Origin of the sequence: Bradyrhizobium sp. SZCCHNS3002 (assembly GCF_032377435.1) — a bacterium.
Lineage (GTDB): Bacteria > Pseudomonadota > Alphaproteobacteria > Rhizobiales > Xanthobacteraceae > Bradyrhizobium.
The window spans coordinates 292,761-317,183 of the sequence record NZ_JAUHHY010000002.1; the positions used below are offsets into that span (position 1 = coordinate 292,761).

25 protein-coding genes are annotated in these 24,423 nt (G+C 68.0%); 12 read left to right on the top strand and 13 right to left on the bottom strand.

What is annotated here, in order from left to right:
- Positions 1-292 precede the first annotated feature (292 nt).
- A complete protein-coding gene (locus QW845_RS05710) occupies positions 293-1,597 on the top strand; it encodes a sorbosone dehydrogenase family protein (RefSeq protein ID WP_315800654.1) in 1,305 nt (434 codons plus the stop codon).
- 61 nt (positions 1,598-1,658) lie between these two features.
- Here QW845_RS05710 and QW845_RS05715 read toward each other — a convergent pair whose 3' ends face one another.
- On the bottom strand, positions 1,659-1,907 hold the full coding sequence (locus QW845_RS05715; RefSeq protein WP_315800655.1) for a hypothetical protein: 249 nt from the start codon (positions 1,905-1,907) through the stop codon (positions 1,659-1,661).
- A gap of 215 nt (positions 1,908-2,122) precedes the next feature.
- Between QW845_RS05715 and QW845_RS05720 the strand changes: the two genes are divergently transcribed.
- Positions 2,123-2,296 (top strand): hypothetical protein, encoded by a 174-nt coding sequence (locus tag QW845_RS05720; RefSeq protein ID WP_315800656.1) that lies wholly within the window; start codon positions 2,123-2,125, stop codon positions 2,294-2,296.
- Positions 2,297-2,450: 154 nt separating this feature from the next.
- On the opposite strand, the gene QW845_RS05725 is transcribed toward QW845_RS05720, so the two are convergent.
- Positions 2,451-3,266, bottom strand: a complete 816-nt coding sequence (locus tag QW845_RS05725; protein WP_409997872.1) for an NAD-dependent protein deacetylase — start codon at positions 3,264-3,266, stop codon at positions 2,451-2,453.
- 110 nt (positions 3,267-3,376) lie between these two features.
- On the opposite strand from QW845_RS05725, the gene QW845_RS05730 reads away from it, so the two are divergent.
- Positions 3,377-3,529, top strand: coding sequence for a hypothetical protein (locus QW845_RS05730; protein WP_315800658.1), 153 nt, complete (start codon positions 3,377-3,379; stop codon positions 3,527-3,529).
- Positions 3,530-3,535: 6 nt separating this feature from the next.
- Here QW845_RS05730 and QW845_RS05735 read toward each other — a convergent pair whose 3' ends face one another.
- Genes QW845_RS05735 through QW845_RS05755 form a run of 5 tightly spaced genes read right to left on the bottom strand, consistent with a single transcriptional unit; the run spans position 3,536 to position 8,213 of the window.
- Positions 3,536-4,441: a polysaccharide deacetylase family protein gene (locus QW845_RS05735; protein ID WP_315800659.1), complete on the bottom strand. Its 906-nt coding sequence runs from the start codon at positions 4,439-4,441 to the stop codon at positions 3,536-3,538.
- Positions 4,442-4,445: 4 nt separating this feature from the next.
- Entirely contained in the window at positions 4,446-5,246 is an 801-nt protein-coding gene (locus QW845_RS05740) for an ABC transporter permease (protein WP_315800660.1), read from the bottom strand.
- Positions 5,243-6,109, bottom strand: coding sequence for an ABC transporter permease (locus QW845_RS05745; protein WP_315800661.1), 867 nt, complete (start codon positions 6,107-6,109; stop codon positions 5,243-5,245). Before QW845_RS05745 ends, QW845_RS05740 begins: the two co-directional genes overlap by 4 nt.
- Before the next feature lie 2 nt (positions 6,110-6,111).
- Complete coding sequence (locus QW845_RS05750) at positions 6,112-7,182, bottom strand: ABC transporter ATP-binding protein (RefSeq protein WP_315800662.1); 1,071 nt, start codon at positions 7,180-7,182, stop codon at positions 6,112-6,114.
- Positions 7,179-8,213, bottom strand: a complete 1,035-nt coding sequence (locus QW845_RS05755; RefSeq protein ID WP_315800663.1) for an extracellular solute-binding protein — start codon at positions 8,211-8,213, stop codon at positions 7,179-7,181. The genes QW845_RS05750 and QW845_RS05755 overlap by 4 nt, the downstream gene beginning before the upstream one ends.
- Before the next feature lie 197 nt (positions 8,214-8,410).
- On the opposite strand from QW845_RS05755, the gene QW845_RS05760 reads away from it, so the two are divergent.
- A complete protein-coding gene (locus QW845_RS05760; protein ID WP_315800664.1) occupies positions 8,411-9,148 on the top strand; it encodes a GntR family transcriptional regulator in 738 nt (245 codons plus the stop codon).
- Positions 9,149-9,163: 15 nt separating this feature from the next.
- Here QW845_RS05760 and QW845_RS05765 read toward each other — a convergent pair whose 3' ends face one another.
- Positions 9,164-11,257 carry an adenylate/guanylate cyclase domain-containing protein gene (locus QW845_RS05765; RefSeq protein WP_315800921.1) on the bottom strand — a complete coding sequence of 698 codons (2,094 nt, stop codon included), beginning with the start codon at positions 11,255-11,257 and terminating at the stop codon, positions 9,164-9,166.
- Positions 11,258-11,549: 292 nt separating this feature from the next.
- Here QW845_RS05765 and QW845_RS05770 point away from each other — a divergent pair, with 292 nt between their 5' ends.
- The 4 genes from QW845_RS05770 to QW845_RS05785 are packed head-to-tail and all read left to right on the top strand — an operon-like array spanning position 11,550 to position 14,114.
- Positions 11,550-11,855, top strand: a complete 306-nt coding sequence (locus QW845_RS05770; protein ID WP_315800665.1) for a DUF2282 domain-containing protein — start codon at positions 11,550-11,552, stop codon at positions 11,853-11,855.
- A 39-nt stretch (positions 11,856-11,894) separates the two neighbouring features.
- Entirely contained in the window at positions 11,895-12,815 is a 921-nt protein-coding gene (locus QW845_RS05775) for a DUF692 domain-containing protein (protein WP_315800666.1), read from the top strand.
- Positions 12,802-13,584 carry a DNA-binding domain-containing protein gene (locus tag QW845_RS05780; RefSeq protein WP_315800667.1) on the top strand — a complete coding sequence of 261 codons (783 nt, stop codon included), beginning with the start codon at positions 12,802-12,804 and terminating at the stop codon, positions 13,582-13,584. The genes QW845_RS05775 and QW845_RS05780 overlap by 14 nt, the downstream gene beginning before the upstream one ends.
- The gene (locus QW845_RS05785; RefSeq protein WP_409997873.1) at positions 13,584-14,114 is read left to right on the top strand and encodes a DoxX family protein; all 531 of its coding nucleotides are present in this window, start codon (positions 13,584-13,586) and stop codon (positions 14,112-14,114) included. The genes QW845_RS05780 and QW845_RS05785 overlap by 1 nt, the downstream gene beginning before the upstream one ends.
- On the opposite strand, the gene QW845_RS05790 is transcribed toward QW845_RS05785, so the two are convergent.
- The 3 genes from QW845_RS05790 to QW845_RS05800 all read right to left on the bottom strand — a co-directional run bounded on the left by QW845_RS05790 (position 14,054) and on the right by QW845_RS05800 (position 18,181).
- Entirely contained in the window at positions 14,054-15,643 is a 1,590-nt protein-coding gene (locus QW845_RS05790) for a hypothetical protein (RefSeq protein ID WP_315800669.1), read from the bottom strand. The two genes, QW845_RS05785 and QW845_RS05790, sit on opposite strands and share 61 nt — an antisense overlap.
- Positions 15,644-15,776: 133 nt before the next feature.
- Positions 15,777-17,285, bottom strand: a complete 1,509-nt coding sequence (locus QW845_RS05795) for a bifunctional class I SAM-dependent methyltransferase/glycosyltransferase family 2 protein (protein WP_315800670.1) — start codon at positions 17,283-17,285, stop codon at positions 15,777-15,779.
- A 398-nt stretch (positions 17,286-17,683) separates the two neighbouring features.
- Positions 17,684-18,181: a YchJ family protein gene (locus tag QW845_RS05800; protein WP_315800671.1), complete on the bottom strand. Its 498-nt coding sequence runs from the start codon at positions 18,179-18,181 to the stop codon at positions 17,684-17,686.
- A gap of 505 nt (positions 18,182-18,686) precedes the next feature.
- Here QW845_RS05800 and QW845_RS05805 point away from each other — a divergent pair.
- A complete protein-coding gene (locus QW845_RS05805; RefSeq protein ID WP_315800672.1) occupies positions 18,687-19,721 on the top strand; it encodes a hypothetical protein in 1,035 nt (344 codons plus the stop codon).
- A gap of 41 nt (positions 19,722-19,762) precedes the next feature.
- On the opposite strand, the gene QW845_RS05810 is transcribed toward QW845_RS05805, so the two are convergent.
- Positions 19,763-20,098, bottom strand: a complete 336-nt coding sequence (locus tag QW845_RS05810) for an MmcQ/YjbR family DNA-binding protein (RefSeq protein WP_315800673.1) — start codon at positions 20,096-20,098, stop codon at positions 19,763-19,765.
- 191 nt (positions 20,099-20,289) lie between these two features.
- Here QW845_RS05810 and QW845_RS05815 point away from each other — a divergent pair, with 191 nt between their 5' ends.
- On the top strand, positions 20,290-20,898 hold the full coding sequence (locus tag QW845_RS05815; RefSeq protein WP_315800922.1) for a hypothetical protein: 609 nt from the start codon (positions 20,290-20,292) through the stop codon (positions 20,896-20,898).
- A 47-nt stretch (positions 20,899-20,945) separates the two neighbouring features.
- Here the strand turns inward: QW845_RS05815 and QW845_RS05820 are convergent, their stop codons facing one another.
- Positions 20,946-21,704, bottom strand: a complete 759-nt coding sequence (locus QW845_RS05820; RefSeq protein WP_315800674.1) for a DUF2786 domain-containing protein — start codon at positions 21,702-21,704, stop codon at positions 20,946-20,948.
- 461 nt (positions 21,705-22,165) lie between these two features.
- Between QW845_RS05820 and QW845_RS05825 the strand changes: the two genes are divergently transcribed.
- The gene (locus QW845_RS05825) at positions 22,166-23,221 is read left to right on the top strand and encodes a sugar phosphate isomerase/epimerase (protein WP_315800675.1); all 1,056 of its coding nucleotides are present in this window, start codon (positions 22,166-22,168) and stop codon (positions 23,219-23,221) included.
- A gap of 11 nt (positions 23,222-23,232) precedes the next feature.
- A complete protein-coding gene (locus QW845_RS05830) occupies positions 23,233-24,408 on the top strand; it encodes a Gfo/Idh/MocA family oxidoreductase (protein WP_315800676.1) in 1,176 nt (391 codons plus the stop codon).
- The last annotated feature ends 15 nt before the right edge of the window (positions 24,409-24,423 follow it).

Here is a 24,423-nt window from a genome sequence, read left to right on the forward strand (position 1 = left end):
CGATTGAGGCAGAGGCAATGGACCGCGAGCCTCATAGTTGACCTCATCGCCGTTGGTGCGCATCTTCTCAAATGGTGGACGCCACCTGCGCCAGCGGATGATCAGCGTGCGCAGTCCTGCACGGCCCACGGTGAGTTGCCCGGCCGCACGCGCTTCGTGGGTTCCGCAGCCCCCATCCGCGGCCCACGCAGTTGTCACCGTGGCTGGGGTAGATCATAACATTCCGGCCCTTCCGCCATCCTCGATGGCCCTCACCCACCACATCCATCTGCCCCACCCCCACAGGACTCCCATGACAACGCTCTCCTCGATCGTCGCGCGCGGTGTCGCGCTGGTTGGCAATGCGGCGCTGCAGTGGCGCAAGCTGCAGGGGGAGACACCGCAGCCGGCGTGGGGGGCGGCGCCGCAGATTCCGGTCGCCAAGCCGCAGGGGTTGCTGCCGACCTTGAAGATGCCGACGGCGCGCGGCTGGCGCGACGGCGAGAAGCCGGTGGCGGCGGCGGGGCTGAAGGTCAATGCGTTCGCGACCGGGCTGGATCACCCGAGATGGATCTATGTGATGCCGGACAAATCCGTGCTGATTGCGGAAGCGACGCAGGTGCCGAGCCCGGTGCGCAACATGTTCGGCTATGCGATGCAGGCGACGATGCGCCGCGCCGCGGCGCTCGGTGTCAGCGCCAACCGCATCACACGGCTGGTCGATGCCGACGGCGACGGCACCGCTGAGCGCCGCAATGCGTTCATGGAAAATCTCAGCCAGCCGTTCGGCATGGCGCTGGTCGGCGGCACCTTCTATGTCGGCAACACCGACGGCATCACAGCCTTTCCCTATAGCGCGGGCGCCGATCGCATCACCGCGCAGGGCCAGCGGCTGACGAATTTCAAGCCGGGCGGACACTGGACGCGCAGCCTGCTGGTCAGCCCCGACGGCACCAAGCTCTATGCCGGCGTCGGCTCGCTCACCAACATCGCCGAGTTGGGGTTCCAGGTCGAGGAGGGCCGCGCCTGCATCTATGAGCTGGACATCGCGAGCGGCGCGAGCCGCATCTTCGCGGCCGGCCTGCGCAACGCGGTGGGGCTGGCGTTCGAGCCGTCGACCAAGGTGCTGTGGACCGTCGTCAACGAGCGCGACGGGCTCGGCGACGAGACGCCGCCGGACTACCTGACCTCGGTGCGCGAGGGCGGCTTCTATGGCTGGCCCTATTGCTACTGGGGCAGGACGGTCGACGACCGCGTGCCGCAGGATCCGAAGCTGGTCGCGACCGCGCTGACGCCGGACTACGCGCTCGGCGGCCACACGGCCTCGCTCGGCCTGTGCTGGCTGCCGGCGGGCACCCTGCCCGGCTTCCCCGATGGCATGGTGATCGGCCAGCACGGCTCGTGGAACCGCAGCAAGCTGTCCGGCTACAAGGTCGTGTTCATTCCGTTCGAGAACGGCAGGCCGTCGGGCCCGGCGCGCGACATCCTTTCCGGCTTCCTGGCGCCGGACGAGAGCTTCTCCTATGGCCGCCCGGTCGGCGTCGCCATCGGTCCGGACGGATCGCTGCTGGTCGCCGACGACGTCGGCAACTGCATCTGGCGCGTGACGGGGGCGTGAACCTCGCGCGCGAAGGCCGCGGCCGCGTTCGGCCGCGGCCTTCGCGCATGTGCCGCCATGCTCAGTCGTGGCCGTAGAACTGGCGATTGCAGTAGCGACGGCCCTGCTCGTGGCGCGCGGCGCGCTCGGCCGGCGATGCGTTCGCCGGCATCAGGAAGTTGCCGGTGTAGAACAGTTGCAGGCAATTGATGTAGTTCTTGTTGCCGAGCCATTCCCAGCCGGCCGAGGCCGGCGATGCCGATGCGGAGGCCAGCAGAGCGGCGGCCGCGACGATGGCGGCGGCGGCAGACAGACGAATGCGGAAAGTCATGACCTTGTCCCTTGGTTCTCGAGGCTGCCTCGCGCAGCCGATGGGGGATCATGTCGAAGCCGGCCCGCGGCGACCGTGATGGTGCGCACAGAGCGGTGACCGAGGGCAGCGCGGCCCGGTCGCGGGAGATGTGAACGCCTGCGGCACGGCGCCGCGGAACCCGGGTCGTACCGGCCCGTTGTCGCCGGCACAGGAACAGTCCCGAGGAGAGTCCCATGGCCGACAACGTCAATCCGAACCGGAAGCAGCCCGGCGAGAAGCAGGAAGGGCAGTATCACTACAATCCGGGCAATCAGTCCGGCAAGACCATCGATGTGGCGAAGCCGGAAGACGAGCAGGTCAACAACAAGGACCGCATCGAGCAGCGCGAGGAGCCGCAGTCGCGGTGAGGTCCTTGAACGTCACTACTCGTCATGCCCGGGCTTGCCCCGCCTGCGCGGCCGAAGCCGCTTCGGCGCGGCGAAGGCCCGGGCATCCATCGCCTTGCGAAGAGTGATGGACGGCCGGGTCAAGCCCGGCCATGACCGCCGGGGAGAGTGTCGGCTAATCCTGCAACAAAAAGGCCAGCGCCTGATCACACGGCGCTTCCACCTTCAGCGACAGCAGATCATCCGCGCGGGTACGGCCGAGATTGACGGCGGCAATGGGGATGTTGCGGTCGGCGGCGGCGCGGACGAAGCGGAAGCCGGAATAGACCATCAGCGAGGTGCCGACGACGAGCATGGCGTCGGCCTGCTCGACATGCTCGCGCGCGGTGGCGACGACCTCGCGCGGCACTGTTTCGCCGAAGAACACGACGTCGGGCTTGAGGATGCCGCCGCAGGCCCGGCACGCGGGCACCGTGAACGTGGCGAAATCGACGCCCACGAGATCGGCATCGCCGTCGGGCGCATCGGCGGCGTCGTGCGCCAGCCAGTGCGGATTGGCGCCGGCCAGTTCGTCCTGGAAGTCGGCCCGCGACAGCATGGCGCCGCAGCCCATGCAACGGACGCGGTCGAGCCGGCCGTGCAGGTCGATGACGTTGCTGGTCCCGGCGGCCTGGTGCAGCCGGTCGACATTCTGCGTCACCAGCAGCGCGCAGCGGCCCTGCGCCTCCAGCCGCGCCAGCGCATGATGCGCGCCGTTCGGCTGGGCACGGCCGAAGCGGCGCCAGCCGACCATGCTGCGCGCCCAATAGCGCCGGCGCGTTTCGTCGCTGCCGACGAAGGCCTGGTAGGTTACCGGCGGCGTGCGCTTCCACTGCCCATCATTGTCGCGGTAATCGGGAATGCCGGAATTCGTGCTGCAGCCGGCGCCGGTGAGCACGACGATGCGGCGGTGGCTGTCGAGGAAGGATTTCAGCGCGGCGGGATCGACCATGACCTCGCAGATGTAGGTGGCCATGGCGGCCTGCGCCAGAGCGCCGCGACGCGGCGCTCTCGGTCTGAACCATTGCTCGATCCCGGCCTTATCCCGTGGGAGGACCTGCCATGACACCACGCAACGGGCATGATCGCGGACTCCGGCCGCTCGACGGGCCGGCCGACGACGCTGACATGGACGACGAGCGCGACCTCGCCACCGGCGAGGGCGGCGCAATCGAAGTGCCGCTGACCGACGACGACATCGCAAACGACGATTGACGCCGCTCAGGCGGGCGGCGGCACCGTCGCCAGCCAGTGACGGGCGATGTCGGCGCGCGGCGCGATCCACGCCGCGCCGCTGCCGGCGATGTGCGCGAGGATGCGGTCGAGCGCGCCGATCCGGCCGGGACGGCCGATCATGCGCAGATGCAGCCCGATCGACAGCATCTTCGGCGCGGTCGCGCCCTCGCGCACCAGCCAGTCGAAGGCGTCGATGACGTAGTCGGCGAAATCAGCGCCGCGGAAGCGCGAGCCGTTGAAGAACTGCATGTCGTTGCTGTCGAAGGAATAGGGCAGCACCAGATGCGGGCGGCCGGCGACGGCGACATAATATGGCAGGTCGTCGTTGTAGGCGTCGCTGTCGTAGAGGAAGCCGCCCTGCTCGACCAGCAGCCGCCGCGTGTTCGGCGAGCTCGCCGAGCGCGTGTGCCAGCCCAGCGGCGGCTGGCCGGTGACGCGCCGGATCGTCTCCACCGTGCGCGCGATCACGCGGCGCTCCTCGGTCTCGCCCATGCCGGCGTGGCTCTGCCAGCGCCAGCCATGCGCCGAGACCTCATGGCCGCGCGCCACGGCATCGCGGGCGAGCTGCGGCGAGCGCTCCACGGCGCGGCCGCAGGCGCTGACGGTGACCTTGACGCCGTGCGCGTCGAACAGACCCATGAGGCGCCACCAACCCACGCGCGTGCCGTATTCGAAATGACTGTCGATGCAGGGATCGGGGCCGTCGAGGCGATGCACGACCTCGTAGATCGCCTCGTTGCTCGTATCGCCGTCGCACACCGAGAATTCAGAGCCCTCCTCGAAATTCACCACCAGCGACACCGCGACGCGGGCGTCGTGGGGCCAACGCGGATGCGGCGGCCTGCCGGCATAGCCGGTGAGATCGCGGCGAAAGGCAGGCTGTGAGGTCATCATGTCAATCCGCGGTTCCGGCCATGCGGTGCAGGCCGACCAGGCGATCGCTGATCAGCAGCAGCACAAGCGTGCCGGCGAGAATGAGGGTGGAGAGCGCAGCCAAGGTCGGATCGGGCGCCTCCTCGATATATTGCAGCATGCGGATCGGCAGGGTTTTCGAACGCACGTCGGTGAGGAAGATCGAGACCGGATAGTTGTCGAACGAGGCGAGCAGGCTGAACAGCCCTGCGATCAGGAACGACGGCGCCAGCGCCGGCACCATCACGCGCAGAACGCTGCCGGCATAGGTGCAGCCAAGCGTGCGCGCCGCCTCGATCAGGGTGAAGTCGAAGCGGGAGAGCCCGGCGATCATGGTGCGCGCCACGTAGGGAAGCGTCACCACGAGATGGGCCACCAGCAGCGCGCTCCAGGTCGCGGTGAAGCCGACCATGCGGAAATATTGCAGCAGCGCGATGCCGAGCACGAGGCCGGGCATCATCAGCGGCGACACCAGCAGCGTGCCCAGCGCGGTCGCGCCGGGCAGCCTGCCGCGCGCGATGGCGATGGCGGCGAGCGTGCCGGCGACCATCGACAGCGCGGTCGACAGCACAGCGATCTGCAGCGACAGGACCAGCGACGGCCAGAAGCCGTCGAGCCGGCCGATGCGGCCATACCAGCGCAGCGACGCGCCCGACAGCGGCAGGTCGAACACCGGCGTCGGCGAGAACGAGGCGGCGGCGATCACGACCAGCGGCAGCAGCAGGAACAGTGCGAGGCCGATCGCGAGCACCCAGCAGATGACGATGGCGAGGCGCGACATCATTTCGGCTCCCGCGACAGCATCGTGCTGAGCGCGACGACGATGATTGCGATCGCCAGCAACACGACTCCGGCGGCCGCGCCGAAACCGGGCTCGCGCGCCAGCAGATAGGCCTTGGCGATGGTGGTGGCGAGCGTCGGATATTTCTCGCCGATGAGCAGCGTCGGCACCACATAGGCCGACACCGACAGCGAGAACACCAGCGCCACGCCGGCGATCATGCCCGGCAGGGTCAGCGGCAGGATGACGCGAAAGAACACGACCAGCGGCGAGGCGCCGAGCGTGGCCGCGGCTTCAGCGTAGCGGCCGTCGAGCTGCGCCACGACGGCGTAGATCGGCAGCACCATGAACGGCAGGAAGATGTTGACGGCACCGACGATCAGCGCGGCCTGGGTGAAGATCATGCGGATCGGATCCTCGATGATCCCCATTGCGATCAGCACCGTGTTGATGAGGCCGTCGCTGCGCAACAGGATGGTCCAGGCGAAGGCCTTGACGATGACCGAGGCGGCGAGCGGCAGGAACAGCGTGGCCAGCAGGATCGAGCGCAGCGGCCCACGTGCGCGGGCCAGCGCGAAGGCCGCGGGATAGGAGATGAGAAATGCGATCAGCGTCGTCAGCAGGCCGAGCCGCAGCGAATTCCAGATGATACCCAGATAATAGGGCGTACCGAGCAGCCTCGTGTAGTTCGCCGGCGTGATGCCGCCGTTGGCATCGAGCACGCTGACGCCGAGCAGCAGCGCCAGCGGCAGCACGAACACCAGTGCCGTTATCAGCAGCGATGGCGCGACGAAGCCGAACGCCGCGAGCCGCTCGCGATCCGGCGCGGTCTTGACGATGGGCGCGGGCAGCACGGCGTCAGTCATGATCAGGTCTCGGCGGCGAAGGCGAAGGTTTCGGCGACGGGCCAGGCGAAGCGGACCTCGTCATGCACGCGCGGCACCTCGGCCTCGCGCCCCGACAGCTCGGCGAGCAGGCTCGCGCCGGCGCCGGCATCGACGTCCACGAGGGTCCGCGAGCCCTGGAACACGACCGACCGAACGCGGCCGGCCGCGGAGTTGGCGCCCTCTCCAACGCCGAGCCGCAGCTGCTCCGGCCGCGTCACCACGATCACCGAGGCCCCGGGCTGGAACGCGCCGCGCGCCGACAGACGGCCGACCGGCGTGACGACTTCCACCGTGCCGTCCTGCGCGCCGACCACCTGGCCGGCGATGCGCGTCGACAGCCCTACGAAGTTGAGCGCGAACAGGCTGGCCGGCCGGGCATAAAGCTCGCGCGGCTCGGCGAGCTGCTCGATGCGGCCCTTGTTCATGACCGCGACGCGGTCCGACATGGTCAGCGCCTCGTCCTGGTCGTGGGTGACGAAGATCGCGGTTGCCTTGACCTCCTGCAGCAGCCGGCGCAGCTCGACCTGCATCTCCTCGCGCAGCTTGCGGTCGAGCGCCGACAGCGCTTCGTCGAACAGCAGCACGTCCGGCTCGACCGCGATGGCGCGCGCCAGCGCGACGCGCTGCTGCTGGCCGCCCGACAGCGCCGAGATGCGGCGGCTGCCGAGATGGCCGAGCTTGACCAGCGACAGCGCGCGCTCCACCGCACGATCGATCTCGGCCTTGGGCGTGCCGCGCACCTTCAGGCCGAAGGCGACATTGCCGGCAACGGTGAGATGCGGAAACAGCGCATAGCTCTGGAACACGACGCCGACATTGCGCCGGTGCGGCGGCACATGGGTGACGTCGCGCCCCGCGAGCGCGATCGTCCCGGCGTCGGGCGGTGCAAGGCCGGCGATCGCGCGCAGCAAGGTGGTCTTGCCGCAGCCGGACGGGCCGAGCAGGGTCACCAACTCGCCGCGGCGGATCGTGAGATCGACGCGATCGAGCACGGTCGCGGCGCCAAACCGCTTGGAGACCCCGCTGATGACGAGATGCGGCGCGCCGGTCATGTCATCTCCTTGCTCCAGCGATCGACCCAGCCGGCGCGGTTCTTGGCGATGAAGGCCCAGTCGGGCGCGAACAATGTCGCGGGATCGGGATAGCCTGAAGGCAGCGGCGTGGCCTGGTTGGTCGGTGCGATGAAGGCCGTCTTGGCGAGGATGCTCTGCGCCTCTGGGCTGAGGTAGAAGTCGATCACGGCGTCGGCGAGATCGCCGGCCGGCGCGCCGCTCACCTTGGCGATGCCCGACGGCATCGAGAAGCCGCCATCCTTCGGGATCGCGAGGTCGACCGGCGAGCCGTCGGCCTTGCGGATCAAGGTGTAGGCCGAGAACTGGCCGCCGATCATCCAGGCCTCGCCCTGCTCCAGCAAATTGATGGCTTGCGGGGCATTGGTATAGACGTTCAGCAGGTTGGCCTTCAGGGTCTTGATCTTCTTGAAGCCGGCGTCGATCTCGTACTGCGCCTCCTTGTAGGGCTTGCCGGTCTCGAGATGCGCGGCGGCGAGCAAGGTCCAGAACCCTTCGGTGTTGGACAGCGACGGCACGACGATCTTGGAATCGTATTTCGCATCCCACAGCTCGGCCCAGCTGCCAGGTGCCGTCTTCATGCGCCTGGTGGAATAGGCGATGCCGGCCCACGGCTTCTGATAGTTGGCCCACATGCCGTCCTGGTGCACGGCATCGCCGACAAGCTTGCCGAGATTGGGGATCGCCGAGGACGACATCTTGGTGATCAGCCCCTCGGCCGCGGCCGGCAGCATCACCGGATCGTCCATGATCACCACCGAGATCTTCGGGCTTGCCTTGTCGGCCTGCATCTTCTGCAGATTGGTCAGCGAGTTGGTGCCCTCATAGAGCACCTTGCAGTCGAGCTTCTTCTCCAGCACCGGAAACAGGTCGGAGTTGAAATATTTGGCGGCGCCGGCGGGGCCGCCGATCACGATCTCTTTCGGGGCGGCGCGCACCAAAGCGGGCGCGGCGAAGGTGGCGGCGAAGGCCGCACCAGTCTTCAGGAGGCTGCGGCGGGAGAAGGGGTGCATGAGAGGATCCCGTGTGAGCTGTCGCGTGGCGTGTCACCCGAGATCAGCAAGCGTCGTGCCAAATGTGCACATTTCTGGATTCGGCAATGAGATCAGCGTTCTGAGCTACCTCTCGATCCGCATCGTGCCCGACCACGGGCAGAATGTGCACATTTTTTGGAGGTGACGTGCCGCGCCTTTGGGCCTAGCAGTTCGCCATGGCGATGCGAGCGCAGCGAATCGGAAAGGCCAATCCCGCCGAGGACGAGGCGGTGTATCAGGCCATCCTGCGTGCGCTGCTGGAAGGCAAGCTCAAGGCCGGTACCAAGCTCGCCGAGACGCCGCTGGCTGACATCTTCGGCGTGTCGCGCGAGCGCATCCGAAAAGTTCTGCACCGGCTCGGCGCCGAGCGGCGGCTGGAGATGATCCCGAACCGTGGCGCGCGGGTGCCGCGGCCGACGCTCGATGATGTCAGGCGAGTCTATGAGGCGCATCGCGTCCTCGAGGCCGGCGTGCTCAGCCAGCTGGTGCTGCGGGTCGATGATCTCCTGCTCGCCCGGCTCGATGCGCATCTGGCGGAGGAGCGCGCGGCGGCACAGCGCGGCGATCGCGCGACCTCGGTGCGGCTGTCTGGCGCCTTCCACGTCCATCTCGTCGACTCCATCGGCAATCCCGAGCTGTCGCGCATGCTCGGCGATCTGCTCAGCCGCTCCTCGGTGATGGTGTCGGTGTACGAGCCGGCGGCGCAGTCGATCTGCGCGGTCGACGAGCACGGCGCGATCGTCGCGGCGCTGCGCGACCGCGACCTGATGCGCGCGATCGCGGTGTCGCGCGAGCACTTCCTGCATGTCGAGGGCCGGCTGCGGCTCGACCAGGACGCGGCGACGCCCACCCAGGATCTCGCCGCGGTGTTTGCCGGACGACGGCCGCTGCGCGGCAAGCGGCGCTCGGCCTAGCCGTGCCGGCAAACGCTACTTCGTGGTCAGCGCCGTCACCGGATGCCAATGATGCTCCGGCCGCGTGCCTGCCAGGGGCCTGCAGCGCGCGATCATGGACTCGGCGGAGCGATCGCCGGGCTTGAGCGCGAGGACAGCTTCGAAGGCCGCGCTGGCAGCCGCAAAGTCCTGCGCGCGATAGTCACGCAGTCCGCGCGCGTAGTGCGCGATCCAGCGCATGTCCTGCGCGGCGACATTCTCCGCAAGCCCGACCAGTTCGTGGACGCGCAGGCCCTCCTCGCGGCCATAGACGGCGATGCGGTCGATCTCGCGGGTGAGAAACGCCTCGCCCGCCAGCTGCGCGGTGCCCTCGCCGATCAGGATGTCCGTGCCGTAGACCTTGTTGGCGCCCTCGAGTCGGCTCGCGACGTTCACGGCATCGCCGATCACCGTATAGTTGAGACGCAGTTCGGAGCCGATGTTGCCGACCAGCATGGGACCGGAGTTGATGCCGATGCGGATCGCGAGCGGCCGGCCGTCATCGTCGCACAGGCCGCTGGCCGCGACCGCGTCCCGGCACGCCAGCGCGGCGCGGCAGCACAGACCCGCATGATCCGGCTGCGCGGCCGGCGCGCCCCAGAACGCCATCACGGCATCGCCGATGAACTTGTCGATCGTGCCGCCGTGATCGACGATGACGGTCGAGATCAGATCGAGATGGCGCGACAGCAGCGGCACGACGCGGTCGCCCATGCGCTCCGACAGGCCGGTGAAGCCGGCGATGTCGATGAACATGACGCTGAGCTCCTGGACATGGCCGCCCGGCCTGGCATCGACGCCCTGTCGCAGCAATTGCCGGACGAGATCGGCGGGAATGAACTTGCGGAACGACGACAGGCCGCCGGCCATCTCGGCGATGGCGCCGGACAGACTCGCGATCTCGCGCAGCCGCGACGGATGGCGGCGCACCTGCTCGAGCGCGAAGGCCTCGACGTGACGCAGTTCGGCCACCACGCGCCCGAGCGGCGCGGCGATCACGGCACGCGCCAGCGCGGCGGAAACCAGCGCCGCGAGCACGGCGCCGATGCCGAGACCGACGATCACGCGCCGCAGCGCCGCGTCGACCGGACCGAGAAATTCCGCTTCCGGAATCACCGTGACCAGCGACCAGCCGGGAAACGGCAGCGCCGTGCGCGCGACCTCGAAGGCGCCGCCGCCCGATTGCACGCGGCCGCGCCAAGCCTCGTCGCCTGCGGGCGAGGACCGCATCGCCTGCTGCGCGACCGGCAGCAACGGCTGGCGGCCCTGCCCGGCATTGACCTCGTCGGCGGTCTCGTCGGGCGCCGCGACCACGCCGCCGTCATGCGCCAGGATGAAGGCGCTGCCAGTGCGGCCGACCTGGAGCTGGGCGAGAAAGCGCGAGATGCGCGCGTGCTCGATGATGATGGCGAGCACGCCCTGCCGCTCCTGATAGACATCGATAGGCCCCGCCAGCGCGATCGCGGGACGGTCACCGCCGGGATGCACGTCGACGCTGAACCAGCGCGGCTCGTCCGCGGCGAGGCTCTCCTTGAACCAGGGCTGGTCGGCGACCTTGAAACGGGTCGGCTCGAAGCGGCGTGACGCGAACTCGATGTCGCCGGGCACGACGTCGTATTCATCGACGCGGCGCTGGCCGGGATGATCGGTCAGTGAGATCTCCATCATCTCCAGGCGCCGGTCGCCGAGCTTGTGGGCGGCGAAGAACGAGCCGTCGGGCCAGCCGAACGCCGCCGATGAGATCGTCGCCTGCGACTGCAGCTGCGACAGGAACACGAATTCGCGCTTGTCCGCCTCGCGGGTGTCGAGCACGTTCTGCAGGAACAGCGTGCGGATGGCGGTGTGCGCCGCGCGCGCCTCGCTGACGATCGCGCTCACCTCCTTGCGCACGGCGCTCGCGATCTGCGCATTGATGGTGCTGGCGAGCTGACGGCTGATCGCCTCCGAGGTGCGCCACCACAACAGGCTCGAGGCCAGCGCCGTCAGCAGGATCGCGGTCAGCACCAGCGCCGACACGGCGAAGCGGATGCTGACGGTCAACCGCTCGCCGGCGGCGTCTCGGCGCGGCACTCGGCTGTTTTCGCTTGCCATCATCGCAGGTCGATCTCCGATCGGACCGATCGGCGCGCGGGGCTGCGCCCGACGGGGAGCCGCCAGACTGCGCTCTCATGACGTGCGCCACCAATGCCGGCTGGCTAAGTCGATGATGCCTGCAAAGCATTGGCACTTCGAACCCGCCTGCGTTCGATTGGACGCAGCTCCGAAGCACGCAATACCGCTCACAGGGTCGTGAGCGGAATCGCCGCGTAACATTCTCGTGGCTGCGGGCGAAGGAGAGATGCGCATCGCCAAGCGAGCGATGCAGAACACGAGAGGAATCGTCATGCCCGCCAAGAGAACCGTCACCACGCTGGCGCTCGCCGGCGCCGTCAGCACCGCGCTCGCAAGCCTCGCAATGGCTGGGCCGCTGACCAAGGCCGAAGCGGAAGCCGCAATGGCCGCCAAGAAGGAGAAATGCTTCGGCGTTGCCCTGAAGGGCCAGAACGATTGCGCCGCCGGTCCCGGCACGACCTGCCAGGGCACCTCCACGATCGACTTCCAGGGCAACGCGTGGAAATTCGTCCAGGGCGGCACCTGCACCAGCATCGACGTGCCCGGCGGCCGCAAGGGCTCGCTGAAGCCGATCTGATCGCTCTCGTTCACCCCAAGCGGAAAGCGGAGACGCAGCATGAGCACCGATGCCCCCCCTGCACCGTGCCCCACCATGCCGCTTCGCTTTCCGCCACCTCTCGGCGGCGTCGCCGGGACCAGCTTCAAGCCGTCGCACCTGACCGCCATCCTGGCCGAGGCGCCGCAGCGCGGCTTCTTCGAGGTCCATGCCGAGAACTACATGGGCGCCGGCGGGCCGCCGCATCGTCAGCTCGAGGCGATCCGCAGGGATCATCCGCTGTCGATCCACGGCGTCTGCATGTCGATCGGCGGCCCGCAGCCGCTCGATCGCGACCACCTCGCGCGCTTCCGCAAGCTCGTCGCCCGCTATCAGCCAAGCCTGGTCTCCGAGCATCTGGCGTGGTCGACGCACGATACGACGTTCTTCAACGACCTGCTGCCGTTGCCCTACACGACCGCCACGCTGGCACGGGTCTGCGACCATATCGACGAGGTGCAGAGCGCGATCCGCCGGCCGATCCTGCTGGAAAATCCGTCGACCTACGTCGCCTTTCACGACTCGACGATGAGCGAGACCGACTTCATCCGCGCCATCGTCCGCCGCACCGGCTGCGGGCTCCTGCTCGACCTCAACAACGTGTTCGTCTCCGCGATCAATCATGGCTTCTCGCCACAGCACTATCTGGCTGACTTTCCGCTCGTCGCTGTCGGCGAGATCCATCTCGCCGGTCACGCCGTGCAGGCCGACGATGAAGGCGAGCCGCTGCTGATCGACAGCCATGACGGCCCCGTCGCCTACGATGTGTGGGCCCTGTTCGCCAGCGTGATCGCGCGCAACGGTCCGATGCCGACGCTGATCGAATGGGACAGCAACATTCCGGACTGGCCGGTGCTGAAGGCAGAGGCCGCGGCCGCGCAGACGATTCTCGATGACCACGCTTCCGGCTGCTCGCAGGAGGTGCGCGATGCCGCAGCCTGAGCAGGTTTCCGACTACGCCATCCAGTTCGCCGCGGCGCTGCTGACGCCGGATCGCGCGACGCCTGTCGCCGTCGGGGGTCCGCTGGCCAAGGCGGCCGGGCGTCGGTTCAACGTCTACCGCAACAACGTCACGGTCAGCCTGATCGAGTCGCTCATCGCGATCTATCCGGCGGTGCAGCGCATCACCGGCCCCGATTTCTTCCGCGCGATGGCGCGGGCGCATGTGCGCGAAACGCCGCCGACGTCGCCGCTGCTCTTTGACTATGGACGCGACTTCCCCGCCTTCATTGCAGCGTACGAGCACGCCCGAACGATGCCGTTCCTGACGGACGTCGCACAGATCGAGCGGGCCTGGCTCGACGCCTATCACGCGGCAGACGCCGCGCCGCTCGACGGCGCCACGCTGGCGACGGTGCCGCCCGAGCGGCTGCCCATGCTGCGCTTCGCCGCTCATCCCGCCACCCGCATCGTGCGCTCGGATTTCGCGGCGGTCACGATCTTCTCGGCCAACCGCGGCGATGCCCCGGTGCCGCGCATTGATGGCTCGGTTCCGGAGGACGCGCTGATCACGCGGCCCGCGCTCGACGTCGTCGTGCGTCACCTGCCACGAGGCGGCGCGATCTTCGCGAGCCTGCTGGTCGCGCGGCAGCCGCTCGACGTCGCTGCGGAAGCCGCGTTCGAGGCCGCGCCGGAGTTCGATCTCGCCGCCAACGTAGCCGGCCTGATCGAGGCCGGCGCCTTCACGGACATCACTTTCGAGGACGCATGATGACGACGGACCACTCCATGGCGCCGACCCCGACGCTGTCGTTGCCTTCCCTCGTCGGCCAGGCCGTGCGGCTGCTGCAGAGCGCGACCCCGCTCACCCTGGTCCAGCTCGTCACTCGCATTGCGCTCGCCGTGCCGTTCTGGCGCTCGGGCATTCTCAAATGGGACGGCTTTCTCAGGCTGAGCGACACCGCCGTGACCCTGTTCAGCGACGAGTTCATGCTGCATCTACCCGGCGGGCCATATCACTTTCCCATGCCGACGGTGATGGCGTTCCTGTCGGGCTGCGGCGAGGTCGGCTTCCCCGTCCTGCTCATTCTCGGCCTCGGCACCCGCTTCGCGGCGCTCGGCCTGCTGTTCATGACGTGCATCGTCGAGCTCACAGTGCCCGACGGCTGGCCGATCCATCTGACCTGGGCGGCGATGGCGCTGGGCCTCATCGCCCATGGCGGCGGAAAGATCTCGCTCGATCACGTTCTCGGCGGGCTGTTCGGCGGCGCGCACCAGGGCAGCGCCAGCCGTGGCATGTAGTAGCCGCGCCACTCGCAGACCTCCTCGGGCCCCCTGCGCTTGAGCGCCATCTTGACCGGCTCGGCCTGGCTGATGCCGACATGGAGCGCGAGCAGCGCCGCGCCGATCGGATAGGCGAAGCGGGAGAAGCGCAGGTCCGACAGACGATCGAGCAGGACCATGCCGGCGATGATGATCAGGGGATCGGTGAAGACGAAGTACTCGACCTTCAGCCCGCGGCGGACGCCGAGCGTGTCGATGCCGATGGCCGCCAGCATCAGGAGGACGGCCTGGATGGCCGCCTGCCGCTCACCGCGGCGCCAGGCGATGACGATGCCGGGGATGACCAGCCAGGTCAGGAACACCGCGGGGCGGGCCGACGATTGCAGCACGAAGGTGTAGCGCCGGATGACCCCCAGCACCCCCGATAGCAGCAGGCCGACTGCCCCGGCGAGGCTGCCGGCGGCCTCGGGCGCGTCGACATAGGTGATCATCTTCTCGAGAGGATTGAGCACGACCACGACATCGTTGATGTCGTAGCTCAGCTTCAGTGCCAGCACGCCGAGGCTTGTGCCGGCCACCGCCGCCAGCAGTGCCGCGACAGTCTCGGCCGCGCTCACCCGCCACCGCCACGCGAAGCCGACCATGCAGGCCGCGACCACGCCGAGCAGCGCGAACTGATAGATGCCGAAGCGGCCGAACAGTATCGGCTTGAGCCCGGCAGCCGTTGCATTGACAGGATCGAAGCCGGCGGCGATCAGCGGCCAGGCGGCGATCGCGGCGACGATTGCCGCCACGGCTGCAACCATGACGGCCGCCCACGCGCGCGAGCTTTGCCAGAACGCCACGCTTGCGCTCGCCGCCGTCCCGAACGGCAACACCAGCACAGGAATGGCGGCGATCAGCAGGATCGCATGCACCTTGTTCTCCAGGCCGAGCATGCAGAGCAGCGCGGCGAGTCCGACGGCGAGCGGCCGCGCCAGGCTGGCGCGGCGCGCCACAGCGATCAGGATCATCAGCGCGAGGATGCAGAACGACGCCGCGATCATCTCGCTGCGCAGGATGCGCAGATGCATCTGCACGCCGCCGGAGAAGGCGAAGGCGGTGACGGCGAGCATGGCGATGCGCCAATCGGACACCAGCCGGCGCGCGGCCCAGGCAAAGGCGAGGATGATGCCGGCGGCCGTCAGCAGCGCGGCGACGCGTCCGGCATGGACGGCGCTGGTCATCGCCGCGTCGAAAGCGGCGCGGTCGGCGGGGATCGCCGACAACGTCCAGGCATCGAGCAGGCCGAGCCGGTGCAGCAGCGCGAACCAGGTCTCGACCGAGAGGATGGTGAGATAGGCCGGGTGGTCGAAGAACACCTGCGCGCCGCCGTCGTTCATGGCGAGCGCGTTGTAGATCACCATGAAGTCCATGTCGGCATTGCGCCAATAGACGGTGAAATAGCCGGCGGTCAGGAACGACACGAGCGAGAGCAGCAGCGCGACCGCAACGCCGCCGCGCCAGCCGAACGGGGTGAGGCGGTCGAGCGCGTCGCGGCGCGGCATGTCCTTTGTCGCACAGTTCTGGCCGGCATCTTGGGAAGGGCCGTCACCGCGGATCACAAGCAGCTCCGGCGGGAACTCCAATGAAGCGCATCGGCGCCACCTCGCAGGCGTGGTCCGCGCGCGCACGCCATCCTCAGATCGCCTTGATCTTGAAGAACGCGAACACGACCATCTTCAGCAGCATCCAGCCGTGGCGAAAGCGGGAGATCTGGGTTTCGCCATAGCTGCGCGCGGCGTAGCGGATCGGCAGGTCGATCGATTTCAGGTTCAGCTTCGAGGCGCCGAAGATCAGGTCGAAATCGCCGAACGGATCGAAATCGCCGAAATAGGCCTTGCCGGCCTTGAGCCTGACATAGTCGCTGCGGCGGAGCACCTTGGTGCCGCAGAGCGTATCGGTGTAGCGCTGATTCAGGAGCCACGAGAACAGGTAGGAGAAGGTCTTGTTGGCGATGAGGTTGAGGAAGCGCATCGCGCCCTCGTCCATCGGATAGACCAGGCGCGAGCCGTTGATGAACTCGCCCTTGCCGGAACGCAGCGCCTCGAAGAATTTCGGCAATTGCTCCGGCGGCATGGTGAGGTCGGCATCGAGGATCATCAGCACGTCGCCGCGCGCGGCGTCGAACGCGGTGAACACCGCGTCGGCCTTGCCCTTGCCGGGCTGGCGCATCAGCTTGATGTCGTGGCCGGGGAACGCCGCGCGCACCCGCTCCATCTCCTCATAAGTGCCGTCCTGGCTGTGGCCCTCGATGAAGATGATCTCGATGTCGTTGCAGAATGCGGCGATGCGACGGACCGCCGGCTCGATGTTGCCGCGCTCGTTGCGCGCGGGAATCACCACCGTGGCCGAGCGAACGTCATCGCTCACGCAGCGCATCGAGCGCGACACCAGATAGTGCCGCAGCGACAGCGCGCGCAGGCCCGGCAGCACGCTGAGGAAGCGGTTGGCGAAGCGGCCGAGGCCGTACAGCCGCAGCGGCGACAGCACGCGCTGCTCCGATTTGACCGGGTCGAAATCGGCCAGGTGCGCCAGGCTGCGCAGGTCGGCCGGCGACAGCACGTTCTGCTCCGGCTGCGGCATCCGCAGGCCCAGTGCTTCCGCAGCCTTCAGCAGCGGATACCAGAGGTGCGAGAAGTAGCCGATGACGAGTCGCGTCTCGCGCGTGCACAGCGGGTGCAACTGCTCGATGAACTGCTGGCAGTCGTCGAGTGAGCCGATCGTGTCGAGCACCAGGATGACATCGAAAGGGCCGGTGGCGGCGGCGAGCGTGGCCGGATCCTCCGCGTCGCCCAGAATGAAGGTCAGCTCAGGATGCCGGCTGCGCGCGATCGCGATCTGCTTTTCGCTGAAGTCGATGCCGACGCCGTAGGAGGGCGCGAGCGAGGCCAGCGTATCGCCGAGGCCGCAGCCGATCTCCAGCACGCGGCTGCCCGGCGGAATCAGGAAGCGCAGATAGCACGCGTCCTCGCCATGGAAGAACGCCGCCTTGTCGCGCCAGCCGGCGCGCGCATCGGCGAATTGGTTGGCATGGTCGAGGATGGCCGCCTTGCGCGGCGACAGCGCCTTCGTTGCCGGCGACAGGGTTGCGGCAACCTGCGGCCGCTCGCGTTCGTCCTGCCGGACCGCCTCGTCCAACTCCGCCACCTGATACCACCCCCGCTAGGAACTACGTCCTTCTAGGCCAGCCCGGTTGGGCGGAGTCAAGGCGGTGGCAGAGAAGTCCTCCGCTCTGTTGGCATCGTGACGCCCCGGCTCTGACGCGCGACGGAAACGAGCAGACATCCGCCGGCCACAATGAGGCCCGCGCGATCGTTCGCGCCGCATGCGTCCGATCTTTGCTTCTCATTCGCGCTCGCAACTAAGCGGGCGCGGGAAGACCGGCGACGCGGGACCGTCGTCGCGAGATTGGCGCCGGCGCCAGCGGCTGGAGCGCCGGCGCGCCGGCCTGCGCGGGGGCACGGAAGCACCTGACGAGTCCGCAGTCGCGGCTCCCCCCTCCTATCAACACAGCGATGCACCGCGATCGAGACATGCCGCCGCGCTCACCGCCCGCAGCAGAACTTGTATTTCTTGCCGCTACCGCACGGGCATGGATCATTGCGGCCGACCTTCGCGGTGGCAGCCGCCCGCTTCGGCTCCGTGACGGCGGCGCGCGCGTCACCCTCGACGAAGCGCCAGGCGCCGTCGTCGTCGCGGCGAAACTGTGAGACCTCGTGGTGCTCGATGATCTTGCCGTCTTCGCGATAGCTGGCGATGAAGCTGACGACGCCATCGGCGTCGCCGGGCTGGCCGCGGACCGACGAGACGATGCGCAGGCCGAGCCAGGTCGCGCGCGTCGCCCAATTCTTCGCCGCGACAGGGTCGAACGCAGCACGCCTGTCGGACGCGAGCGTCGCTTCGATGTAGCCGATGTCGCCGCGCGTATAGGCCGTGTAGCGCGAGCGCATCAGCGCCTCGGCGGTGGGCGGCATCGCGTCGCCAAGCAGATAGGGACCGCAACAGCGGTCGAAGGGAAGCTGTGATCCGCAGGGACATGGCATGAGGTGACGTGGGTGCTCCGATCCCGAAATGACATCATAGTGCGATCGAGAAGCGCCGGCACCTCTTCGTTCGATCAGTGAACAGAAGTATGCCTCACGCGGCGGTTGTGACTCCAAAGACGCAGGTCGCCAGCGTTCACCACTGCCGCTGCCGCCACACGCGCCGCGCGGTTTCGAAACCGGCGAATCCGTGTTAACCATTGGTTTAGAACATGGGTGTTGGGCGCACGGCTGACCGGCCCGGCCCCGCGCGGACCAGAACCTTCCGGGCGCCGCCTCATTACGTGGCGCTTGTGACCGCAAGCCCTCCGCATCATCGGCGGACCAGGGCGCGGGAGACGCCAACGATTTCTTCGCGCGACGCCAGCCCGGCCGCAAGAACGAAGGCCCGCTTCGAGGCGGGCCGCTGCCCGATTCCCGATCAGACGTGCACCCGATGCCGGCGCGGTCAGCGCTGCGTGCAAACGCAGCGTCGCGCCCATCACCACCGATTGGAGCAGCCCCGATGGCTGATGAGTCCGTAGTCGCATCCATCATTCCCTGGCGAGAGCCGAAGACGGCCAAGCCGCGTCCGAAGCGCGCCAAGGTCGTCAAGCCACGCCCGCGGCCCCGAGCCGACAAGGCCGAGAAAGCCAAGATGGCGGCGCTCGACGACGAGATGCTCGCGTCCGAGACGCTGATCATGCCGGACTTCCTGGACTACGTGAACGAGCCGGCGAAAGCTCCGGCCGTTGCCGAGGCGTCGCGCACGGGGGCGGCTGCCAGCGCGGCCGCCGCGGCGATCCCGGCCGCAGCGCCGCCGGCCACGATACCGCCGCGCGATGCGCCGGCCGCGACCGAGGCCGAGGTCGTGCAGGCCGCCGCGCCGATCACGCCGACGAAGCCCGCGCGCGCTGGCATCACCGCCTCGTCGGTCCTGCTGCAACTGGCCGCACTGGCGCTGGCCGCGGTCGGCATGGCCATGAACGGCTGGTTCGCCCACTCGCTCGGCTCGAACAGCACCGCGGGCTATATGTTCCTGGCTGTCGGCGTGACCGCCGACCTCGTCGCGCTGGTGATGCCGACCTGCGCCGCGCGGCTGTGGCAGGCGCGCCACCGCGCCTCGGCACTGACCGGCTGGGCGGTGTGGCTGATGACCTTCGTGTTCGCGGTCACCGCCGGCATCGGCTTCGCCTCCACCAACATCAGCGACGTCACCTTGGCGCGCGCCTCGCGCGTGACGCCCGCGGTGCAGGCGGCGCAGACCGCGCTCGCCGACGCCATGACCGCGCGCGACCGCGAGTGCAAGGGCGGCGTCGGCAAGTTCTGCCGCGAGCGCGAGGCCGCCGTTGCCGAGCGCCGGCTGGCGCTGGACGCGGCGATGTCCACGGTCAGCCAGACCGCCGATCCGCAGACCGAGGCCGCGATCAAGCTGGTGGCGTGGGTGTCGCGCGGCGTGGTGAAGCCCTCCGCCGACGACTTCGTCATGCTCCGCCTGATCCTGCTGGCGCTCCTGCCGCAGATCGGCGGCATCCTGCTGATGGTCGGGCGAAGGGTGTGAGAGTTCTTGTCGCCGCCGGCGATTGTTTCGCCGGGGTCGGCTCAGCGCCTGCTGCGGCCGCGTGAACGCTGCGGACGATGCGCGGCGCGCCACGCGCTCTCGAGCACGCTGCGCAGGCGAGCGGCGTCGACGTCGGCGAGCGACACGGTGGTCCAGCCCTGATCACCCCATTTGTTGGGGACCCGGCGAAACACGCCGGGCTGCAGGCCGGCATGGTGCTCCTGCTCGTCGGGCGAGAGCAGGACATTGGCGGATGCGCCATCGGCGGCGAGGGTCGCGAAGGTCCGGTGCAGCTTGAACGCGGTGCGATCGAAGTGAGGCGCCTCGGTCGCTCCGGCGAACGACAGAGCGAGGCTGCGAAATTCGTCACCGGTCATCTCGACGCGCCTCTTGCGATCGTATTCGAAGGATATGACTAGCACCGGCCAGCGCGGTCCGCCATGCGGTGTCCCCGCCGCCCTGCACGCGAACGTGAAGACCGCCACCCCAAGCCCTTGATGCACGTCAAAACTAAACGCCATCGTTTCTATATGGCTTGTCGCAGGATGCGATCAAAGGAGAGCAAGACATGGCGGCACAGAGCACGATGCAGGTTTACTTGAACTGGGCCAGGGAGCGCCTCCATGAGATGGATGCAGCGCTGGAGTCGCTCGGCGTCAAGGCAGCCGAGGCCGAAGCAGCATCCAAAGTGAAGACCGACGAGATCATGGCGGACCTGAAGAAGCGCCGCAGCGATCTCGAGGCCCTGCTCAAGACGCAAGCCGAGGCCGGCGAAGCCGCGCTGGCCAGCGCGAAGACGGAACTGGACGCGCACTGGGCCGGATTCGAGGCGCAGATGAGTGCCTATTTCGAAGCGGCCGGCAGGCAGGCCGTGCAGCAGCAGGCGACCTTCAAGGACATTGCCGCCGCCCAGGCCAAGGCTTGGCGAGAGTCGGCCGACAGGTTTCGCGAGGCCGCGACCAAGGTGACGACGGCCGGCACCACCGACCTCGACGCCGTGCTGAAGCAGCTCAAATCCGACGCGTCGGCGGCCGGCGCCCATCTCGAGAAGCTGAAACAGACGGGCAGCGAGTCCTGGTCGGTGCTCAGCGCCGCCCTGAGCGAATCCCGCAAGGCGTTCGATCAGGCCAATCAGGCGGCCTGGAATGCGTTGAAGGGGCCGGGCGCGAAGAGCTGAGGGCAAGCCCGCGACAGCGACAAGGCAACGACCGTTGGGGACTGAGTTCAGTTCCCGTTCGGTCGATTCCGTTGCGGGGCGCCGCTGACGCCCGGGCTGATCGCGAGCGTGGTGCCGGCGGCACCTCCCGCTTCGTAAGCTGCCGTCGACACCATCCGGCTCGTGCTGCGCGCCGACCGCAGCTTCAGGTCGAGCTTGTCGAACTCGGCATCGACCACCGAGGTCTTGAGCACGACCAGGCCGCGGCCGGTGGTTTCGTTGGCCTGATCGCGGCTCGCCTTCATTGCCACGAGGCGGTCGGCGATCGACACCACCATGCCGAGGGCGAAGGAGGCATTGGCGAGATGCCGGTCCTGATGCCGGAACCGGCGGTAGTCGGCCGAGGTCTTGTAGCGGCCGAGCTCGGCGCGCACGGCGCTGTCGATCAATTCCGCCAGATAATGCGCAACCTCGACATCTGCGGGGAGGCCGAAGAACACATAGCTCGCCTCGCCGGCCGGGTTCTTCTCGCGCCAGACCCGGCAATCGCAGAAATGCGCGATCGCGCCGATGCAGTCGTCCAGCGGAATTCGCTTCTTGCGATGGGTCTCGTAGACCTTGCGCTCGCACGCCGACGCCCGCAGCTCGAGGTCGGACAGCGACAGGTCGTGGCGATCGAGCAGTTCGGCGACCTTGGCGGCCGCGGACAGCGCCTCGTCCTCGGTGCAGCCATTGGCGATGGTTTTCGCGCGCAACGCCCGGATGCGGGCCTTGAGCCTGTCGAGGGCGACAGGATCAGCGGCGGGACGATCGAATGTCTGGCTCACCGGTCAGGCTCCAAAGAAGGCGCGGCAGGATTGCGCCGTGGACACGAGCACCCACCACAGACGCCGACGACCGACGTCGTGTGATCCCTCGTTCTCATCAATGCGCAAAGCGTCGTGCGTCCCAGGCCAGTGACATCGCAGGCGTCATTCATGGTGCTGGTGAGCCGTTGGAGGACCGCAATCGACTTGGCTCATCATTGGCAGATGGAGCAACCGGGGACATTCGCAGACAGCACTCATCGACTGTATCTCACGGGCCTCGCGCCTTGAAAAGCCTGGCGGGGGGATGCCGAGGACCGGCGTTACGGCCGGGATTGCAGTGCGCGCAGCGCGAGCGTCCGACGCAGCAAATTGAGACTGGTGGTGAAACGCAGAGTGGTTCCAGCGTGGCGGATGCGCCGGTGCGATGGCACTATCGGAGAGCGTGCACGGGCGCATCCACGGGGAGAAGGGAGCATGCGATGAAGCAGATCAAGGGTCCCGCCATCTTTCTCGCCCAGTTCGCCGGAGATACTGCGCCTTTCAATTCGCTGGATTCGATTTGCGGATGGGCGGCCTCGCTCGGCTATGAGGGGGTTCAGATCCCCAGTTGGGACGGCCGGCTCTTCGACCTCCATAGGGCGTCCGAGTCGCAGGACTATGCCGACGAGGTGAAGGGCATTGCGGCGCGCCACGGATTGGCGATCACCGAGCTCTCGACGCATCTCCAAGGCCAGCTCGTTGCCGTTCACCCGGCCTATGATGCGGCCTTCGACGGGTTCGCGGCGCCCGAGGTTCGCGGCAATCCGCAAGCGCGGACCGATTGGGCCATAGATCAGGTCAAGCGGGCGATCCAGGCTTCACGGCGGCTCGGGCTCACCGCGCATGCGACGTTTTCCGGCGCCTTGGCGTGGCCCTACATCTATCCATGGCCGCAGCGTCCACCTGGACTCGTCGAAGCTGCGTTCGACGAACTCGCGCGGCGCTGGCGCCCCATCCTCGACCATGCGGAGGAACATGGGGTCGATCTCGCCTATGAGATCCATCCTGGCGAGGACCTGCACGACGGCGTCTCCTACGAGATGTTCCTGCAGCGGGTGGGCAATCACAAGCGCGCCAATCTGCTGTACGATCCCTCGCACTTCGTTCTGCAGCAGCTCGATTATCTCGCCTACATCGATATCTATCACGAGCGCATCAAGGCGTTTCACGTCAAGGACGCCGAGTTCAATCCGACCGGGCGCCAGGGCGTCTATGGCGGATTCCAGAGCTGGGCCGATCGGGCCGGCCGCTTCCGCTCGCTCGGGGACGGCCAGGTCGATTTCGGCGCGATCTTCTCGAAGCTGACGCAATACGGTTATGGCAGCTGGGCCGTGCTGGAATGGGAGTGCGCCATCAAGCATCCCGAACAGGGTGCGCGCGAGGGCGCCGAGTTCATCAGGAGCCATATCATCGAGGTCACAGAGAAGGCCTTTGATGATTTCGCCGGCTCCGGCGCGGACGACATGGCGAACCGCAAGATGCTGGGCCTGTCCTGAGGGAGGAACAGATGGCCATCGACGCAAGCCATGAAGCCGGTCGCCATGCGCGCATCCGGCTGGGAATGGTCGGCGGCGGACAAGGGGCCTTCATCGGCGCCGTCCACCGCATCGCCGCGCGCATCGACGACCAGTTCGAGCTGGTGGCCGGCGCGCTCGCATCCGAGTCCACCCGCGCCAAGGCCTCGGCCAAGGAGATCGGGCTTGCCGACGATCGCGCCTATGGCTCGTTCGAAGAGATGGCCAGGGCCGAAGCGGCGCGCGCTGACGGCATCGAGGCGGTTGCGATCGTCACGCCGAACCACATGCACGCCCCGGTCGCGAAAGCCTTCCTTCAGGCCGGCATCCACGTCATCTGCGACAAGCCGCTGACGACGACCGTGGCCGAGGCCGAAGGACTGGCTGCGCTGGTGCGGTCGACGGGCAAGGTGTTCGTGGTGACCCACAACTACACCGGCTATCCGATGGTGCGGCAGGCGCGGGCCATGGTCGCGAGCGGCGAGCTCGGCGACGTCAGGCTGGTGCACGCCGAATATCTCCAGGACTGGCTGACAGAGCGGCTGGAGCAGAGCGATCACAAGCAGGCGGCGTGGCGCACCGACCCCGCCCGCTCCGGCCCGGGCGGCTGCATCGGCGACATCGGGACGCACGCCTACAACCTCGCCTGCTTCGTCAGCGGGCTCGAGCTCGATGAGCTGCTCGCGCAGCTGTCGACCTTCGTCCCGGGGCGTCGTCTCGACGACGACGTCCAGATCCTCCTCAGATGGAAAGGCGGCGCGAGGGGCATGCTGTGGGCGAGCCAGGTGGCGGTCGGTCATGAGAACGGCCTGACCTTGCGCGTCTCCGGCAGCAAGGGCGGCCTCGAATGGGCGCAGGAGAATCCGAACCAGCTCTGGTTCACGCCCTATGGACGCCCCAAGCAGCTTCTGACCCGCGGCGGGGCGGGCACGCTCGGCGCGGCCGCGCGTGTCACCCGACTGCCCTCCGGTCACCCCGAGGGCTATCTCGAAGGCTTTGCCACCATCTACGCCGAGGCCGCCCACGCCATCCGCGCGGCCAGGGTCGGCGAGAAGCCGGGTCGCGACGTGCTCTTCCCGACCATCGAGGACGGCCTGGCCGGCGTGAAGTTCATCGATGCAGCCGTCAGATCATCGGCCGCCAAGGGCGCGTGGATCCGGATGAGTTGACGCCGACACGCCGTC

What these genes read in the sequence shown, in the direction of transcription:
- QW845_RS05710 (WP_315800654.1), top strand. Translation starts at nt 293, where the DNA reads ATGACAACGCTCTCCTCGATCGTCGCGCGCGGTGTCGCGCTGGTTGGC.
- QW845_RS05715 (WP_315800655.1), bottom strand. Translation starts at nt 1,907, where the DNA reads ATGACTTTCCGCATTCGTCTGTCTGCCGCCGCCGCCATCGTCGCGGCC.
- QW845_RS05720 (WP_315800656.1), top strand. Translation starts at nt 2,123, where the DNA reads ATGGCCGACAACGTCAATCCGAACCGGAAGCAGCCCGGCGAGAAGCAG.
- QW845_RS05725 (WP_409997872.1), bottom strand. Translation starts at nt 3,266, where the DNA reads ATGGTCGATCCCGCCGCGCTGAAATCCTTCCTCGACAGCCACCGCCGC.
- QW845_RS05730 (WP_315800658.1), top strand. Translation starts at nt 3,377, where the DNA reads ATGACACCACGCAACGGGCATGATCGCGGACTCCGGCCGCTCGACGGG.
- QW845_RS05735 (WP_315800659.1), bottom strand. Translation starts at nt 4,441, where the DNA reads ATGACCTCACAGCCTGCCTTTCGCCGCGATCTCACCGGCTATGCCGGC.
- QW845_RS05740 (WP_315800660.1), bottom strand. Translation starts at nt 5,246, where the DNA reads ATGATGTCGCGCCTCGCCATCGTCATCTGCTGGGTGCTCGCGATCGGC.
- QW845_RS05745 (WP_315800661.1), bottom strand. Translation starts at nt 6,109, where the DNA reads ATGACTGACGCCGTGCTGCCCGCGCCCATCGTCAAGACCGCGCCGGAT.
- QW845_RS05750 (WP_315800662.1), bottom strand. Translation starts at nt 7,182, where the DNA reads ATGACCGGCGCGCCGCATCTCGTCATCAGCGGGGTCTCCAAGCGGTTT.
- QW845_RS05755 (WP_315800663.1), bottom strand. Translation starts at nt 8,213, where the DNA reads ATGCACCCCTTCTCCCGCCGCAGCCTCCTGAAGACTGGTGCGGCCTTC.
- QW845_RS05760 (WP_315800664.1), top strand. Translation starts at nt 8,411, where the DNA reads ATGGCGATGCGAGCGCAGCGAATCGGAAAGGCCAATCCCGCCGAGGAC.
- QW845_RS05765 (WP_315800921.1), bottom strand. Translation starts at nt 11,257, where the DNA reads ATGGCAAGCGAAAACAGCCGAGTGCCGCGCCGAGACGCCGCCGGCGAG.
- QW845_RS05770 (WP_315800665.1), top strand. Translation starts at nt 11,550, where the DNA reads ATGCCCGCCAAGAGAACCGTCACCACGCTGGCGCTCGCCGGCGCCGTC.
- QW845_RS05775 (WP_315800666.1), top strand. Translation starts at nt 11,895, where the DNA reads ATGAGCACCGATGCCCCCCCTGCACCGTGCCCCACCATGCCGCTTCGC.
- QW845_RS05780 (WP_315800667.1), top strand. Translation starts at nt 12,802, where the DNA reads ATGCCGCAGCCTGAGCAGGTTTCCGACTACGCCATCCAGTTCGCCGCG.
- QW845_RS05785 (WP_409997873.1), top strand. Translation starts at nt 13,584, where the DNA reads ATGACGACGGACCACTCCATGGCGCCGACCCCGACGCTGTCGTTGCCT.
- QW845_RS05790 (WP_315800669.1), bottom strand. Translation starts at nt 15,643, where the DNA reads ATGCCGCGCCGCGACGCGCTCGACCGCCTCACCCCGTTCGGCTGGCGC.
- QW845_RS05800 (WP_315800671.1), bottom strand. Translation starts at nt 18,181, where the DNA reads ATGCCATGTCCCTGCGGATCACAGCTTCCCTTCGACCGCTGTTGCGGT.
- QW845_RS05805 (WP_315800672.1), top strand. Translation starts at nt 18,687, where the DNA reads ATGGCTGATGAGTCCGTAGTCGCATCCATCATTCCCTGGCGAGAGCCG.
- QW845_RS05810 (WP_315800673.1), bottom strand. Translation starts at nt 20,098, where the DNA reads ATGACCGGTGACGAATTTCGCAGCCTCGCTCTGTCGTTCGCCGGAGCG.
- QW845_RS05815 (WP_315800922.1), top strand. Translation starts at nt 20,290, where the DNA reads ATGGCGGCACAGAGCACGATGCAGGTTTACTTGAACTGGGCCAGGGAG.
- QW845_RS05825 (WP_315800675.1), top strand. Translation starts at nt 22,166, where the DNA reads ATGAAGCAGATCAAGGGTCCCGCCATCTTTCTCGCCCAGTTCGCCGGA.
- QW845_RS05830 (WP_315800676.1), top strand. Translation starts at nt 23,233, where the DNA reads ATGGCCATCGACGCAAGCCATGAAGCCGGTCGCCATGCGCGCATCCGG.